This window comes from Acinetobacter sp. YK3, assembly GCF_001729365.1.
Classification (GTDB): domain Bacteria; phylum Pseudomonadota; class Gammaproteobacteria; order Pseudomonadales; family Moraxellaceae; genus Acinetobacter; species Acinetobacter vivianii.
On the sequence record NZ_LZPJ01000049.1, the window covers coordinates 25,184 to 39,449 of the forward strand.

The 14,266-nt window shown below is 42.8% G+C and carries 15 protein-coding genes and 2 tRNA genes; 5 read left to right on the plus strand and 12 right to left on the minus strand.

The features are described 5' to 3' along the window. Positions 1-20: 20 nt before the first annotated feature. From panD to A9Z07_RS04785, 9 genes are all read right to left on the minus strand, one after another. Positions 21-401 carry an aspartate 1-decarboxylase gene (gene panD, locus A9Z07_RS04745; protein ID WP_004655255.1) on the minus strand — a complete coding sequence of 127 codons (381 nt, stop codon included), beginning with the start codon at positions 399-401 and terminating at the stop codon, positions 21-23. A gap of 139 nt (positions 402-540) precedes the next feature. Continuing rightward, positions 541-1,122 (minus strand): aminoacyl-tRNA hydrolase, encoded by a 582-nt coding sequence (pth, locus tag A9Z07_RS04750; protein WP_062847603.1) that lies wholly within the window; start codon positions 1,120-1,122, stop codon positions 541-543. Positions 1,123-1,141: 19 nt separating this feature from the next. Continuing rightward, on the minus strand, positions 1,142-1,438 hold the full coding sequence (gene rplY, locus A9Z07_RS04755; protein ID WP_004770904.1) for a 50S ribosomal protein L25: 297 nt from the start codon (positions 1,436-1,438) through the stop codon (positions 1,142-1,144). A gap of 97 nt (positions 1,439-1,535) precedes the next feature. Continuing rightward, a complete protein-coding gene (locus A9Z07_RS04760; protein ID WP_004770906.1) occupies positions 1,536-2,489 on the minus strand; it encodes a ribose-phosphate pyrophosphokinase in 954 nt (317 codons plus the stop codon). A 100-nt stretch (positions 2,490-2,589) separates the two neighbouring features. Then, positions 2,590-2,664: transfer RNA gene (locus tag A9Z07_RS04765), tRNA-Gln, on the minus strand. 85 nt (positions 2,665-2,749) lie between these two features. Beyond that, a tRNA-Gln gene (locus A9Z07_RS04770) sits at positions 2,750-2,824 on the minus strand. Beyond that, entirely contained in the window at positions 2,823-3,656 is an 834-nt protein-coding gene (gene ispE, locus A9Z07_RS04775; RefSeq protein ID WP_069577302.1) for a 4-(cytidine 5'-diphospho)-2-C-methyl-D-erythritol kinase, read from the minus strand. The genes A9Z07_RS04770 and ispE overlap by 2 nt, the downstream gene beginning before the upstream one ends. A gap of 18 nt (positions 3,657-3,674) precedes the next feature. After that, positions 3,675-4,256, minus strand: coding sequence for a lipoprotein insertase outer membrane protein LolB (gene lolB / locus A9Z07_RS04780; RefSeq protein ID WP_004770909.1), 582 nt, complete (start codon positions 4,254-4,256; stop codon positions 3,675-3,677). Positions 4,257-4,260: 4 nt separating this feature from the next. Beyond that, entirely contained in the window at positions 4,261-5,979 is a 1,719-nt protein-coding gene (locus tag A9Z07_RS04785; RefSeq protein ID WP_069577307.1) for a tetratricopeptide repeat protein, read from the minus strand. 79 nt (positions 5,980-6,058) lie between these two features. On the opposite strand from A9Z07_RS04785, the gene hemA reads away from it, so the two are divergent. Then, on the plus strand, positions 6,059-7,342 hold the full coding sequence (hemA, locus tag A9Z07_RS04790) for a glutamyl-tRNA reductase (protein WP_004770911.1): 1,284 nt from the start codon (positions 6,059-6,061) through the stop codon (positions 7,340-7,342). Positions 7,343-7,352: 10 nt separating this feature from the next. Here the strand turns inward: hemA and A9Z07_RS04795 are convergent, their stop codons facing one another. Both A9Z07_RS04795 and A9Z07_RS04800 read right to left on the minus strand, forming a co-directional pair. Continuing rightward, the gene (locus A9Z07_RS04795) at positions 7,353-9,242 is read right to left on the minus strand and encodes a DNA primase (protein ID WP_047431112.1); all 1,890 of its coding nucleotides are present in this window, start codon (positions 9,240-9,242) and stop codon (positions 7,353-7,355) included. A gap of 137 nt (positions 9,243-9,379) precedes the next feature. Further along, positions 9,380-10,477, minus strand: coding sequence for an outer membrane protein assembly factor BamD (locus tag A9Z07_RS04800; RefSeq protein WP_004770913.1), 1,098 nt, complete (start codon positions 10,475-10,477; stop codon positions 9,380-9,382). 71 nt (positions 10,478-10,548) lie between these two features. Here A9Z07_RS04800 and rluD point away from each other — a divergent pair, with 71 nt between their 5' ends. From rluD to A9Z07_RS04815, 3 genes are all read left to right on the plus strand, one after another. Next, positions 10,549-11,598 carry a 23S rRNA pseudouridine(1911/1915/1917) synthase RluD gene (gene rluD / locus A9Z07_RS04805; protein WP_069577357.1) on the plus strand — a complete coding sequence of 350 codons (1,050 nt, stop codon included), beginning with the start codon at positions 10,549-10,551 and terminating at the stop codon, positions 11,596-11,598. 135 nt (positions 11,599-11,733) lie between these two features. Beyond that, positions 11,734-12,474 carry a peptidoglycan editing factor PgeF gene (pgeF, locus tag A9Z07_RS04810; protein ID WP_069577311.1) on the plus strand — a complete coding sequence of 247 codons (741 nt, stop codon included), beginning with the start codon at positions 11,734-11,736 and terminating at the stop codon, positions 12,472-12,474. 83 nt (positions 12,475-12,557) lie between these two features. Further along, positions 12,558-13,124 carry a flavodoxin family protein gene (locus A9Z07_RS04815; RefSeq protein WP_047431121.1) on the plus strand — a complete coding sequence of 189 codons (567 nt, stop codon included), beginning with the start codon at positions 12,558-12,560 and terminating at the stop codon, positions 13,122-13,124. Positions 13,125-13,168: 44 nt separating this feature from the next. Here A9Z07_RS04815 and smpB read toward each other — a convergent pair whose 3' ends face one another. Continuing rightward, positions 13,169-13,645 (minus strand): SsrA-binding protein SmpB, encoded by a 477-nt coding sequence (gene smpB / locus A9Z07_RS04820; RefSeq protein WP_004770917.1) that lies wholly within the window; start codon positions 13,643-13,645, stop codon positions 13,169-13,171. Between the two features lie 129 nt (positions 13,646-13,774). Between smpB and coaD the strand changes: the two genes are divergently transcribed. Next, the gene (coaD, locus tag A9Z07_RS04825) at positions 13,775-14,266 is read left to right on the plus strand and encodes a pantetheine-phosphate adenylyltransferase (protein ID WP_004770918.1); all 492 of its coding nucleotides are present in this window, start codon (positions 13,775-13,777) and stop codon (positions 14,264-14,266) included.

Below are 14,266 nucleotides of genomic sequence, written 5' to 3' on the forward strand. Positions count from 1 at the left end.
TGGGAATCTTTTTTTATTGCTTATGCAATTTGCACAGGAATACAGTTTGCTGTGTGATTCACTGTGTTGTCTGGGTTTGCATAAACGAGGCGTGGTTTATGAAGATTTGCTTCAACTTCAGTGAAGTCACCGAAAGTTGCAATAATCACTAAATCACCGACATCAGCTTGATGTGCTGCGCCACCATTCACTGAAATGATGCCTGAGTCGTCTTCACCGCGAATTGCGTAAGTGGTGAAACGTTTGCCATTAGTGACGTTCCATACGTGGATTTCTTCGTATTCACGAATCCCTGCTAAGTCCATTAATACGCCATCAATTGCACAAGAACCTTCATAATGAAGCTCTGCATGAGTCACAACTGCACGGTGAATTTTACATTTTAATAAACGAGATAGCATGGCTAGCGTCTCCTGAGTAAGACCTAAGATCAATATCTTATGGTTGACTTGTCACGTTTTCCGCGGGCTATGGGCGGTTTGATGCGCATTTTGCGCTTAAAAATGCAATATGGCAAGCGTGATTGATCAACAATTCAGTTTAAGCGGATTTGTAAGCGTTAATTTGATTCATTGCCTGTGAAACTTGTCCATCAACAAGCATTTTCACTTTTGATAGGGCATGATCAATTGCTGCATCCATTAAAGCTTGTTCACTGCTAGGAGCTTTGCCGAGCACATGACCAGAAACACGTTCTTTGGAACCTGGATGTCCAATTCCAATGCGTAAGCGATGGAAATTAGCGCCAATATGAGGAACGATATCACGGAGACCATTATGTCCGCCGTGTCCGCCACCCGTTTTTAAACGGATTACGCCAGGATCCATATCCAGCTCATCATGGGCAATTAAAATTGCTTCTGGTGCAACCTGATAAAATTTGGCGAAAGGGGCAACACTTTGACCAGAACGGTTCATAAAAGTGGTAGGAAGTAATAAACGAACGTCATGACCTTCAATTTGACCACGACCGCTGTATCCATGAAATTTTGGATCAGCTTTTAGGGAAATGCCATAACGGTCTGCAAGCTGTTCAACGAACCAGAAACCTGCATTATGGCGGGTTTGGGTATATTCCTTTCCAGGATTACCCAAACCAACAATTAGCGAAATATTTGACACTAATTTACGCCTTTAACACTTATGCGCGTTTGAAGTCAGCGTGCATAGGAGTGTTTTTAGCTGGGTGACGTTGTAACGCTTGGATTTTAACGTTTTCAACTTTGTCACCGATTTTGATTTCGATAACTTCTTCGAAGAAAGCGTTGTTTTCTAAAGCTTTAGTGATTTCACGAAGCTCTAAAGTGATTGTTACAGGCTCAGCGCTACCACCATAGATGATTGCTGGAATTTGTGCTGCGTGACGAAGGCGGCGGCTCGCACCTTTCCCTTGTAGTGCAGCTTCACGTGCTTGAGCGTTTAATACGAAGTTTGCCATGGGCATATCCTCATTGGAGTTTAAGTAACTAAACTTGCGACCAGTTTAGTGATAGAAAAACCCTAGCGAGCTAGGGTTTAAGAAAAAAGCTGGGCTATTATAGATAACTATCGAACATTGCGCTAATAGATTCTTCGTTATTGATACGACGAATTGTTTCAGCAACCATGCTAGCAACAGAAACTTGGCGAATTTTGCCTAAGCTCAATGCTTCATCTGAAAGAGGAATGGTGTCAGTAACAACCAATTCATCAATGACAGAGTTACGAAGGTTATCAATGGCTTTGCCAGATAAAACAGGGTGAGTTGCATAGGCAACAACACGGCGAGCACCAAACTGTTTTAGTGCATCGGCAGCTTTGCAAAGCGTACCTGCTGTATCTACCATGTCATCAACGATGACACAGTCACGATCTTTTACATCACCAATCAAATGCATCACTTGTGATTCATTTGCTTTTTGGCGACGTTTATCGATGATTGCTAAATCGATATCACCCATTTGTTTAGCAACAGCACGGGCACGAACAACACCACCAACGTCAGGTGAAACCACAACGAGATTGTGATGTTGTTGTTGACGTAAGTCAGCAAGTAATGCTGGCGTACCGTAAATGTTGTCAACAGGGATATCGAAGAAGCCTTGAATTTGGTCTGCGTGTAAGTCAATCATTACCACACGGTCAATACCAACAGTTGTAAGCATGTCTGCAACAACTTTCGCAGTAATTGGTACACGGGCAGAACGCGGACGACGGTCCTGACGTGCATAACCGAAGTAAGGAATCACTGCAGTGATACGACCAGCACTTGCACGACGCAAAGCATCAGCCATTACCAGGATTTCCATCAGGTTATCATTGGTAGGGGCACAAGTAGATTGAACGATAAAAACGTCTTTACCACGAACATTTTCAGTAATTTCAACTGAAATTTCCCCATCAGAGAACTTGCTTACAGAAGCAGCACCGAGTGGGATATGTAAATGGCTTACGACTTTTTGGGCGAACTGTGGATGAGCACTTCCACTAAAAACGACAAGATTGGGCATGAAGCACCTGAGCGAGGGTTAAGCGAAGCTATGCTTCGACCGAGCGCAAGGGAAAAATTTTTAATTTTTCCAACGGGTAATTTGGAAACAATCTATTATATGGCAGGGGCGGCTGGATTCGAACCAACGGATGCCGAGATCAAAACCCGGTGCCTTACCACTTGGCGACGCCCCTAATGCGGCAGAACTTTAATCGTTTTATATGACAATGTCAATATATTTGAGCAAATATCGATACAAAACAAGTCTGTCTAAAGATATGGCAGGGGCGGCTGGATTCGAACCAACGGATGCCGAGATCAAAACCCGGTGCCTTACCACTTGGCGACGCCCCTAACGTGTAACTGAGAAATGTCTTAACGGAGACTCTGCTAAACTGTTGACCAAGTAAGATTTACAAGGCGAGTTTTGCAAAATTTGCGCTGTATCCATTTCACTGGTTACTTCAATAAAAACACAAGCACCTGTACCTGTAAGCTTTGCTAGACCAAACTGATCTAAATATTGCATTGCTTCATCTACTTCGGGATACAACTGTCGAGCCAGAGGTTCAAAGTTATTTCCAAAATTAGAAGGTTCTATCTGATAGGCGCAAAATTTAGTGATCTTAGAGTCTCTTGTCAATGTTTTTTGCGAAAAAAGCTGTTGAGTGCTGATAAAACAGTCAGGTTTCAGGATTATGAATTTTTTTTGAGCTAAGTCTATGAATGATAAATGTTCACCGATGCCTTCTGCCCATGCATTACGACCAAAAACAAAGATCGGGACATCTGCACCCAGTTGCACGCCATAGTCGGCAAGTTGCTGTTCAGTTAAGTCACATTGCCAGAGCTGATTCAGTACAATCAGGGTCGTTGCCGCATTGGATGAACCGCCACCCAGCCCAGCACCCATCGGAATATTTTTTTCAATCCGAATATTCAGTCCACAAGGTTTGTTTGCATGCGGACGTAAGAGCTGTGCAGCGCGATAGATTAAATTCTGTTCGAGCTGTACTTCTGCCAGACCTTCAATCTGAATATTTTCTTCCGCATGTGGTTCAAAAGTCATCCAGTCGTATAAATCAATCAACTGAAAAATGGTCTGTAATTCATGGTAACCATTTTCACGACGACCTGTGATGTGCAGAAATAAATTCAACTTGGCTGGGGAAGGCACTCTAATCATAAAAAATAATCTAAAAAATTATCGGTTTTGAATCACCATTGTAATACGGTTTTCTTTACCTTCTGCAAGTGCTTGCTTCAACAAAAGCTTATTCGGAAGCGTTTGAGCATCGTTATAACTAAAATCTACCGTCCAGCCATCTTCAATCAGTTGCTTAAGGCGATTTTGTTCATCTTTACTCACCTGAGCATTCTGAGTTGCTGGTTTCGCTTGAATCCAGTAAGCAAGATGCATAATCGGTGCTTGCCAACCAGTTGCTTTCTCAAGTAATTCTTCTGGTGTTGCTGCCGTAATCAAGCCTGTTTTAGCACTATTTAAAGTGACTTGCCCTGGTTTGCCTTCTATCTGGGTTTTCCCCACGCCGAGAATACCTGTCAATTCAATATCAAATTGATCTTGTTGTTGTACCCACGTGAAAAACGCGCTGCCAGACTGTTGTGGTGTGCGCACACCAATCTTGCCTTGCAGGTTAAAATTATTTTCATCTTGTACTTGTGGCGAAGTCATCACTTTATTCGGCTGGCTCAAACTCTGACAACCCGTTAAAAATAAAATGCTACTGCTACACACGGCAAAGCATAATTTTGAAAACACGCGCATGGATTTAACTCTTTTTTACAGTGATGGGTAAGATTAAGCTATCAAGCTGTTGTAATTGTGGGGCATTGGCATGTTTTTGTTTCAATTGCTGTAACACCTCGCTAAATTGCGTGAGTGCACCTTGCATATACAATGCTTTGGCATAGCGAACACCAATATTCACATTTTGACTCAGTGAATAAGCCTGACCTAAAACTTTGGCAGCAGTATCAAAGTCATTTTGTAAGAAGGCGATGTAGCCCAGTGTATCGAGGATTGATGCCTGTTCAGGGGCAAAGTCCAGCGCTAGCTCTGCATATTTACGTGCTTCTTTAAGGCGACGGTTTTGCAAAGCCAATGTATAGGCATACGCATTTAGATAGGTTGGGCTATTGGGTTCAAGAATGAGCAATTGCTTCAAGGTTTTGTCGAGTTTGTCTCGATCTGTATATGGATCAAGTAACAGGACTTCAGCATAAATCAGTTCAGGATCATCAGGTAAATTCTTGATGGCTTCATCCAGCAAAGCCAAAGCAGCCTTTTTATTATCCATTTTCTTTAAAATATCGGCCTGTGCCTGATACAGGAAACTGGCATGTTGAGGATAGTTAACACGTTCCTGCGTCAGGAAGCGTAAGGCATCATTCAACTGGTCCTGTTTCTCAAAAATCGCAATCATATTACGTCGTGAAACGATATAAAGGCTGCCATCCACCAGACGATAATAAGCCTTTGCCGTTTCATAATGTTGTTTGCGCTGAGCATTGATTGCTAGATAGTAATAGGCTTCATTTTGATATTTGGCAGACGAACGCAGCTCTACCAGATATTGCTCGGCTTTTTCATATTGCTTCAAGTCAATACTGGTCAAACCTGCAATAAACAGTGCTTCTTCCGCTTTGGGATGATCTTGAATAATATCTTCAAGTTTGTCTAAAGCTTGCTGCTGCTGATTGATTTGAATGTAATAGCGTGCTTCTGCCAGACGAATATCAATATTGTTTTTATTTTTTCGACTTGCCTTGGCAAACCATTTTTGTGTTTCTTCATCATCTTGCAAAGCCATGAGCAGATTGGCTTTCATTAAAATGAAACTGGTGGTTTTTGAGCGTTTTCGTAAGGCCCGATTAATATTTTTGAGCGCTTGCTCGTATAAGCCATCCTGTGCTTCTAAACCTGCAATCAAGGCAAGAATAGAGGGATTGTTACGTTCTTCGCTAGCACGCAGGGCATTTAAGAGGACTTCGCGGTCTTGTGCCTGTTCGGGTGCAATCCCGGCTAAAATTTCTTCCAGATCAGCCGTTGGATCAATATTTAAAATTTTATCCAGTGTTTTTGCCGCAAGCTCGTACTCATGCGTTTTGAGTGCGATATGCGATAAATAAAATAGCGCAGGTACATCTTTAGGCTCTTGCTCAACCCAGTGCGTTGCAATATCTAAGGCAGACTGTAAGTCATTATATTCTAAGGCAACATCTAAGGCGCGCTGCTTGATTGTGGTTGAATTACTACGAATCGCAAGCACAGTATAATTGTGTAGAGCGGTTGCAATATCATCATAAGCAAGAGAAAATTCAGCAACCATGCTCTGTTGTAAAGCATTTTCAAAGCTGTTCTCTGCATACATGTCGTGTATTGCTTGTGCAGAGACATAAGAGCTCATGCTACCTAACAACAAGATTGTGGTAGAATACCGTCTAATCGTCTTGCCGCTAAAAAGGGTACGGCGATATAGCTGACGCAATTTTTATTGATCCAAAGTAATGCTTTTTATGACACCGATGTTGCACAATAACATAAATTTAGCGAAATGATGATCTGATATGTCTTTCTTTGCATTGGGTGTCAACCATCAAACAGCTTCTGTTGAACTTCGTGAACAAATTGCTTTCAATGCAGAGCGATTAGCTGCGCTATTGCTTGAACAAAACCAGAAGTCATCCTTGAATGACCTTGTGGTGGTGTCGACTTGCAACCGTACCGAAGTGTATGCCATGACAGAAGATGCGGATAGCGTCCTGAACTGGCTGGCCCAAGTGAATAATATTGATGTAAAACAGTTAATTCATCATGTTTATCGTTACGAGAATGCTCAGGCTGTTACACATTTGATGCGTGTTGCCAGTGGTTTAGACTCGTTGATGCTGGGCGAACCTCAGATTTTAGGGCAGGTGAAAAGTGCTCTGGCGCTGTCAAAAGATGCCGAAACGGTTTCACCTGAGCTAAATAGTGTCTTTGAATATGCCTTTTATGCAGCCAAGCGGGTTCGTTCTGAAACCTCTGTCGGAAGTCATGCAGTTTCAATGGGTTATGCGGTTGCTCAGTTGGCCTTGCAAGTGTTTAGTCGTCCAGAAAAATTGACTGTGATGGTTGTGGCTGCGGGTGAAATGAATAGTTTAGTCGCTAAACACCTTGCGGAAATGGGGGTAGCGAAGATTCTGATCTGTAACCGTAGCCGTGAACGTGCAGATATTCTGGCACAGGAAATTGCCCATCAGGTCGATGTTGAAATTATTCCTTTTACTGAACTTGCACAGAATTTGCATAGAGCAGACGTCATCTCAAGTTGTACAGGTAGTTTGCATCAAGTGATTGAATATTCAGACGTCAAAACGGCATTGAAAAAACGCCGCTATCAACAGATGCTCATGGTCGATCTGGCTGTGCCACGTGATATTGACCCGAAAGTTGAATCTCTGGATAACGTGTATTTGTATGGCGTTGATGATTTGCAAAGTGTGATTGATGAAAATCTGGCACAACGTCGTCAAGCTGCGGTTGAAGCCGAGATTATGGTTAATCAATTGGCAACCCAATTGATGACCCAGCAAAAAGTCAAAGAGGCGAGTGGTACGATTCAGGCCTATCGCCAGCATAGCGAAGAAGTAAGCCAAAAAGAGCTGGCTCATGCGATGGAATCATTACAGCATGGTCATGCCGCAGAGCAGGTGTTACAAGAGTTCGCGCATCGTTTAACACAAAAGTTAATGCATCCGACTTCAATCTTGTTACGAGAAGCTGCTAAAGCAGAAAATCCTGATTATTTCGAATGGCTACAGCAGCATTTACAAGACGTGTTCGAGCACGAACGTAAACCGAGACAGTAAGTTTGCGGTGCTAAGATAGCAATCGCAAACTAATCTGTTTGGTCAGTTCATTTAATTGCTGACGTAAATTGCGCGATTCGATCAAAGAAATGGGTGATTTAAGTTTTAATCGCAGATATTTTTCTTGTAATCCCAATGCGTATTCTTTGGCAAGTTTATCTGCAATTTCAGGCGCCTGAGTTAATGACTGAATATTGGTGCGTTGCATAATATCAGCCAGCTCATGACTATAACTACTACATGCACCCAGCACATAATAGGTCGCCAGCTCCTGATCATCAGGCAATTCATCAAAGACAATATTCAATACAGCTAAAATTTTTGCCAACAGTTCATCTTGATCAATCACCGCACGTAATTCTTCAAAATGAATGTACAAGAAGGGGTGGTGCATCAAAATCGCCACCGCGAAATCTTCATCTTTGGTCTGAATGTTAAAAGATAAGGAGGCATCATGACTGACTTGTGGGGTAAAACGTTTTCCTAATCCTAACTTTTCACGGAAAGATTGACTCAACAAATAACGAAATGAACCATGTTTAGGCAATAATTCAGTCAATTCACGCAGTTCACCCATCACCAGACTTTTGCCTTCAGGTGTGCTGACATCATGCTGTCCAGTTAAATGGGCAAACACAAAGTCAGATAACAGGGGCGCTTGCTGTAGCAATTTCTGGAAATTTTCCAGACCTTCACGGCGGATCAGTGAGTCAGGATCATGTTCGTTGGGCAAAACAAAGAATTTTAATTCACGACCATCATTGAGTAGTGGCAGTGCGATTTCCAAGGTACGTCGCGCGGCCTTTTGTCCTGCGGCATCACCATCAAAGGCAATAGTAATTCTAGAATTTTGTTTAAATAACGTGGTTAAGTGATCTGCATTACTCGCCGTTCCAAGTGTTGCGACGGCACCATTGATACCGTATTGCTGTAAGGCAATCACATCCATATAGCCTTCCACCATCAACCAGTCATTGGCTTTCAGTTTACGGCCTTCGTATAGACCGTAAAGCAACTGGTTTTTATGGAACACTTCAGAGTCAGGCGAGTTAATGTATTTGGGTTTAATTTCGTCATTGAGCGCACGGCCACCAAAACCGACCACACGACCTTTATGATCACGAATCGGGAAAATAACCCGTTCACGTAATAAGTCAAAATCCCGACCGCTGTCACTCGATCGAATCAGGCCGAGCTGTTTTAAGCCTTCAATATCTTGTGGAAAAGCTTTTTCAAGATGCTGCCAGTCTTCTGGTGCATAACCTAAACGCCAGAATTGAATGGTTTGTGCCGAGAGACCGCGTTGTCTGAAATAGTGTTGAGCTTTTTGACTATTTGGTAACTGGCGTTCATAAAACTGCGCCACATTTTCCAGCAGATCATAAAGATTACCTTCCTGTACCTGTTCATCCATGTTGAATGATGGATCAAACTGGGCAAAAGGATCATCCATCACACGATCCATATCGACAAAATGTCCATCGATAAATTCATCGACTACAGGTGGTGCGACTGGATTTTCTGGTGCTGGTTTTACTGGCTGAGGTGTAGGTGTAGCGGCTTGTTGTGGACTACGTTTATAAGAGAGTTTTTTATTGTCGTGATTATCTTTGGGGAGGTCGACACCTGTCTTATTGGACAGCTCTTTCATTACATCAACAAAGTTACGACCGTCGATATCCATCAGGAAGCGGATGGCATTCCCATTGGCCTGACAACCGAAGCAGTGGTAGTACTGCTTGTCACGATAGACGTGGAAAGAAGGCGATTTTTCCTGATGAAATGGACAACAGCCAGAGTAGGTACGCCCCGTCTTTTTTAACTTCACACGTTGACCGATCAAATCGACAATGTCGGTTCGATCTAGAATTTGATCAATCGTATGCTGTGGAATTGCCATGTGTGTTTAACCATTTCAGACAGGGAGTGAAACATTATTGCAGTATTGCAGTGCAAAAAATGTCAGGAATCATTGTTGCATAAAATAAAAAACAGGCAAGTGAGACTTGCCTGTTTGGTGTATCAGATGATTGCAAATTAGTTTGCAGCATCATCCTCAGCTGTTGTTTTTGCTTCTGGCTTATCTAATAGCCCAAAGCTTAAACGATTTTTCCAGCTTGGTTTTTCTGCATTTGCTGGTGCTTCTGGAGCAGCCGCAGGTTCTGGCGCAGCAGATTGTTCAGTCGCTGGTTTGCCTAGTAAACCAAAACTTAAGCGGTTGGTTAAACTGCGTTGTTCAGATTCACCACTTGCTTCATCTTTGACTTCTACAGTTTGAGACTCGCGTCCTAATAGACCTAAAGTCGCACGATTGACCCAGCTACCTTCTTTACGTGCTGCACGTAAATTAACTTCACCATTTGATTTAACTAAATTTGGATAATTCAGCTTTAGGATTTCAACGTATTGTTGAGAAGTCGCCTGATCACCAAGTTTTTGATAGCTATATGCCAAAGTTGCTAAAGCTTCAGGTGTTTGCGGGGTTTGTGGGTAATGTTCAATCACCCATTGTGCGCGTTCAGCCGCAGCCAACCATGCTTTACGTTCAATATTGAAACGTGCTGCATTCATTTCACTTTCAGCAAGTTCCTGACCAATAAATTTCATGCGCTGTGCGGCATCAACTGAATATTGGCTACTTGGGAAACGACGGATCAGGTCGACAAAGTTTTGATAAGCCACTTTGACATAGCTGACATCACGGTGTGATTGCTGGAGTGAAGTGTAGCGAATCAAGCTGTCGTAATTCATTTCCATGTTGGCTACACCACGAACGTAGTAAGCATAATCAACATTTGGATGTTGAGGATTTAAACGAATAAAACGCTCTGCAAGCGCAATCGTACCTTCATAATCTTTTTGTTTGAATTTCGCGTAGAGAAGCTCAAGCTGTGCCTGTTGAGTATATTGACCCGTTGGATAGTAGGTATCTAACGCTTCAAGTGATTTAACCGCATCGGTATATTGATTACGCTCAAGTGATTTTTGCGCTTTTTCGAAATAAACTTGTTCACTTGATTGTGGTCCTTTATCAACCACTTCTTTCTTACTTGGATTGCTGCTACAGCCCACAAATGCAGACGCTACACCTAAAGATAGTGCAAGCACCGTAATTTTATAACGTGGTAGCGACATAAAAACTCCTCTGTTATTCTGGGCAATGAGCTACAATGGTGCTATTAAACCATTTTTGTACCGATCATCAAATGACTTCAGCACAATCTTCCAATTCAAACATCTCTGAAACAGATTTCTTACTCGAAGATTCTGTCGATGCAGATAATCATAATTCTGACTCAACTGCAACACGTTTATCGTTGCAAATTCAACTCGATGAAAACTATTTAGGGCAACGTATTGATCAGGTTGCCGCATTGGTGTGGAGCGAGTTTTCACGGGAAAAACTTAAGCAATGGATGAAAGATGGTCATCTGTTGGTAAATGGTAACATTGTTAAGCCAAAGTACCGCTGTGAGGGAAATGAGCTACTCACGCTTGAAGTTGAACTTGAAGCGCAAACTTCAAGCCAGCCTGAAAATATTCCTTTAAATATTGTCTATGAAGATGACGATATCATCGTGATCAATAAAGAAGTGGGCATGGTGGTGCACCCAGGTGCAGGGAATCCGACAGGTACCTTGGTAAATGCATTGCTTTATCATGAGCCAAAACTTGCCGAACTTTCTCGTGCTGGTCTGGTACATCGTATTGATAAAGACACCAGTGGCTTACTGGTAGTTGCTAAAAATCTAGAAGCGCAATTTTCTCTCAGCAAGCAATTGGCTAAGAAAACGGTTTATCGCGTTTATGATCTGGTTGCGTATGGCAATATTATTGCGGGTGGCACCATTGATGAGCCGATCAAACGTCATCCAGTGGATCGTGTCAAAATGGCGATCTTACCGGGCGGTCGTGATGCCGTGACACATTATAATGTGAAAGAGCGCTTCCGTGACTTTACCCGTGTACAGGCTCAGCTTGAAACAGGGCGTACCCACCAGATCCGTGTCCATTTCAGCTATTTGGGACATGGTTTGGTGGGTGATCCAGTGTATGTCAATCGTGTGCGTTTCCCGGCAGGTGCTTCAGCGAAATTAACAGATATGTTACGTAGCTTTAAGCGTCAGGCTTTACATGCAGCCAAACTTGGGTTGGTGCATCCGCGTACAGGCGAAGAAATGATGTTTGAAGCGCCGTGGCCAGAAGACTTTACTCGATTGGTTGAAGTGCTTCGCAGTGAAAATGAAGCCTATTAAGTAAAGCGCTACCTCCCTCTAAGTCTCCCTTCTTCAAGGAGGGAGACTGTCGTGAATTTAATGCGTTACAGTACTTAAAGCTCCCTCTTCTTTTAGGAGAGGTTGAGGGTGGGAAATATAGCTCAGGAGATATTTATGGAATTTGTACAAGGTCTGCCGAAAGGTGTTTTTGTTGGGCAAACCCGCATTGCACATCCAGAAACAGTCGCAACGCCGAATCAAAGCCTGTCTGGGTTTAATTTGGCTTTGCATGTCAATGATGATGCACAGCGCGTCCAGCAACATCGTATGATCTTGCTGAACCAATTGTCTGCATTCGGTGTGGATAAAATCACTTGGATGACGCAAACCCATAGCACTATTTGTCATACCGTGAATGAACAAGTTCCATTCGTTGCCCTTGAAGGCGATGGTCTAGTCACACAACGTGCAGGCCATGCCTTAATGATGATGACTGCCGATTGCCTTCCTGTGGTGCTGGGAAATGCCGAAGGTACAGAAGTTGCCAATCTACACGCAGGCTGGCGCGGATTAGCCGCAGGGATCGTGGAAAATACGGTTGCTGAAATGAAATCCCAGCCGACTTGGGCATGGTTGGGGGCAGCTATTAGCCAGCCTTGTTTTGAGGTTGGAGCAGAAGTCAAAGCGGCTTTCTGTGAGAAATATCCTGAATTAGAATCTGCATTTATTGCAGGTCAGGCTGAGGGTAAATATCAGGCTGATCTCTATGCAATTGCACGTTTTATTTTAAAACGTTTAGGCGTGGAAACGGTTATCGGTGGTGATCAATGCTCGTATCAGCAAGCTGAAGATTATTTTTCTCATCGCCGTGATGCCAAAACTGGTCGCATGGCAAGCTTTGTATTTATGCAATAAATTGCCGCCATTGCATTGTCGATTGGCCTTGTCGCATTTAAAAATGTTAAACTTGATCTAATTCATTGGTTTTTAAATTTCCCATGTCTGTTATTGAGCAAATTACTCCCCAAGTTAAAGTTTGTGTGGTTTATCACAGTCCTTATGGGCATACAGCCAAAGTTGCGCAATACATTGCTCAAGGGGCAGAACAGGCGGGTGCTGAAGTGCATCTGTTGTCTGTAGCTGCACCTCAATGGGACTTGCTTGATCAGGCAGATGTGATTGTTATGGGCTGCCCAACTTATATGGGAAGCCTAACCTCTGCCTTGAAACAGTTTATGGAAGATTCCTCTAAACGCTGGTTGGCACGTACATGGCAAGGCAAACTGGCGGCTGGTTTTACCAATGGCGGTGGACTCAGTGGTGATAAGCTGGCTGTGTTGCAGCAGATTAATTTATTTGCAATGCAACATGGCATGTTATGGGCGGGTTTACCGTTTATGCCGACTGGACGTGGTCAATCCGATATTAACCGCATGTCGAGTTTTTTAGGATTAATGACGCAATCCGATAATGCCAGTGTTGAAGTGACCCCACCCGAAGGTGATCTGGAAACAGCACGCAAGTTTGGCCAATATTTGGCAGAGTTAAGACTCAAACATGTGTAAGTTAAAGATTGAAATAAAAAACCTCCATTGATCGGAGGTTTTTTTTATTTGTGCAATATACGTGCTTTATCACGTTGCCAGTCACGATCTTTTTCGGTCGCACGCTTGTCATGTAATTGCTTACCTTTTACCAGTGCAATTTCAAGCTTGACCAGATGACCTTTCCAGTAACATGCCAATGGTACGCACGAATAACCTTTTTGATTCACCGCACCTAATAGTTTTTCCAGCTCACGACGAGACAAGAGCAACTTACGGGTACGCGTTGCTTCTGGAACCACATGTGTTGATGCAGACAATAACGGCTGAATTTGTGAACCAAATAAAAAGGCTTCACCATTTTTAAAAATGACATAACTTTCCGTCAAGCTCATACGTCCAGCACGTAGAGACTTTACTTCCCAACCTTGGAGGGACATGCCTGCTTCAAATTTTTCTTCGATAAAGTAATCGTGGCGCGCTCTTTTATTTTGAGCAATCGTGCCACCATTATGTTTCTTCACTACTGTTGCTTGCGCCATAATTCAAACTTCCACAATTGCCTCTATTGTGCCGCAAAACGCAATCTTTTTCCAATGTTTAGGAATTTCGCGTTTAGGCTGAAGATTTGTTAAAATACGCACCTTATCTCATTCACTAGAGTACACCGCATGTCTAAAACACGTGTGATTTATCCGGGGACTTTCGATCCAATAACCAATGGACATGTTGATTTGGTTGCAAGAGCATCAAAAATGTTTGATGAAGTTGTGGTTGCCATTGCGATTGGTCATCATAAAAATCCGGTATTTAGTTTAGAAGAGCGTGTTGAATTGGCAAAAGCATCACTCAGTCATTTGAACAATGTTGAGTTTGTTGGTTTTGATGGTTTGTTGGTCAATTTTTTCCGTGAACAGCGTGCGACAGCAGTACTTCGTGGTTTAAGAGCAATTTCAGATTTTGAATATGAATTTCAACTGGCCAATATGAACCGTCAGCTTGATCCTCATTTTGAATCAGTATTTTTAACTCCATCTGAGCAATATTCATTTATTTCATCGACACTGGTGAGAGAAATTGCCCGTTTAAAAGGTGATGTAAACAAATTTGTGCCTGCCGTTGTAGTCGAGGCCTTTGAACGTAAACATCAACAAGGTTGGTAA

Excerpts from the sequence above, each read along its gene's own strand:
- A9Z07_RS04795 (WP_047431112.1), bottom strand. The coding sequence starts at position 9,242 with ATGGCAATTCCACAGCATACGATTGATCAAATTCTAGATCGAACCGAC.
- ispE (WP_069577302.1), bottom strand. The coding sequence starts at position 3,656 with ATGATTAGAGTGCCTTCCCCAGCCAAGTTGAATTTATTTCTGCACATC.
- hemA (WP_004770911.1), top strand. The coding sequence starts at position 6,059 with ATGTCTTTCTTTGCATTGGGTGTCAACCATCAAACAGCTTCTGTTGAA.
- lolB (WP_004770909.1), bottom strand. The coding sequence starts at position 4,256 with ATGCGCGTGTTTTCAAAATTATGCTTTGCCGTGTGTAGCAGTAGCATT.
- rluD (WP_069577357.1), top strand. The coding sequence starts at position 10,549 with ATGACTTCAGCACAATCTTCCAATTCAAACATCTCTGAAACAGATTTC.
- smpB (WP_004770917.1), bottom strand. The coding sequence starts at position 13,645 with ATGGCGCAAGCAACAGTAGTGAAGAAACATAATGGTGGCACGATTGCT.
- pgeF (WP_069577311.1), top strand. The coding sequence starts at position 11,734 with ATGGAATTTGTACAAGGTCTGCCGAAAGGTGTTTTTGTTGGGCAAACC.
- rplY (WP_004770904.1), bottom strand. The coding sequence starts at position 1,438 with ATGGCAAACTTCGTATTAAACGCTCAAGCACGTGAAGCTGCACTACAA.
- A9Z07_RS04800 (WP_004770913.1), bottom strand. The coding sequence starts at position 10,477 with ATGTCGCTACCACGTTATAAAATTACGGTGCTTGCACTATCTTTAGGT.
- coaD (WP_004770918.1), top strand. The coding sequence starts at position 13,775 with ATGTCTAAAACACGTGTGATTTATCCGGGGACTTTCGATCCAATAACC.
- A9Z07_RS04815 (WP_047431121.1), top strand. The coding sequence starts at position 12,558 with ATGTCTGTTATTGAGCAAATTACTCCCCAAGTTAAAGTTTGTGTGGTT.
- panD (WP_004655255.1), bottom strand. The coding sequence starts at position 401 with ATGCTATCTCGTTTATTAAAATGTAAAATTCACCGTGCAGTTGTGACT.
- A9Z07_RS04760 (WP_004770906.1), bottom strand. The coding sequence starts at position 2,489 with ATGCCCAATCTTGTCGTTTTTAGTGGAAGTGCTCATCCACAGTTCGCC.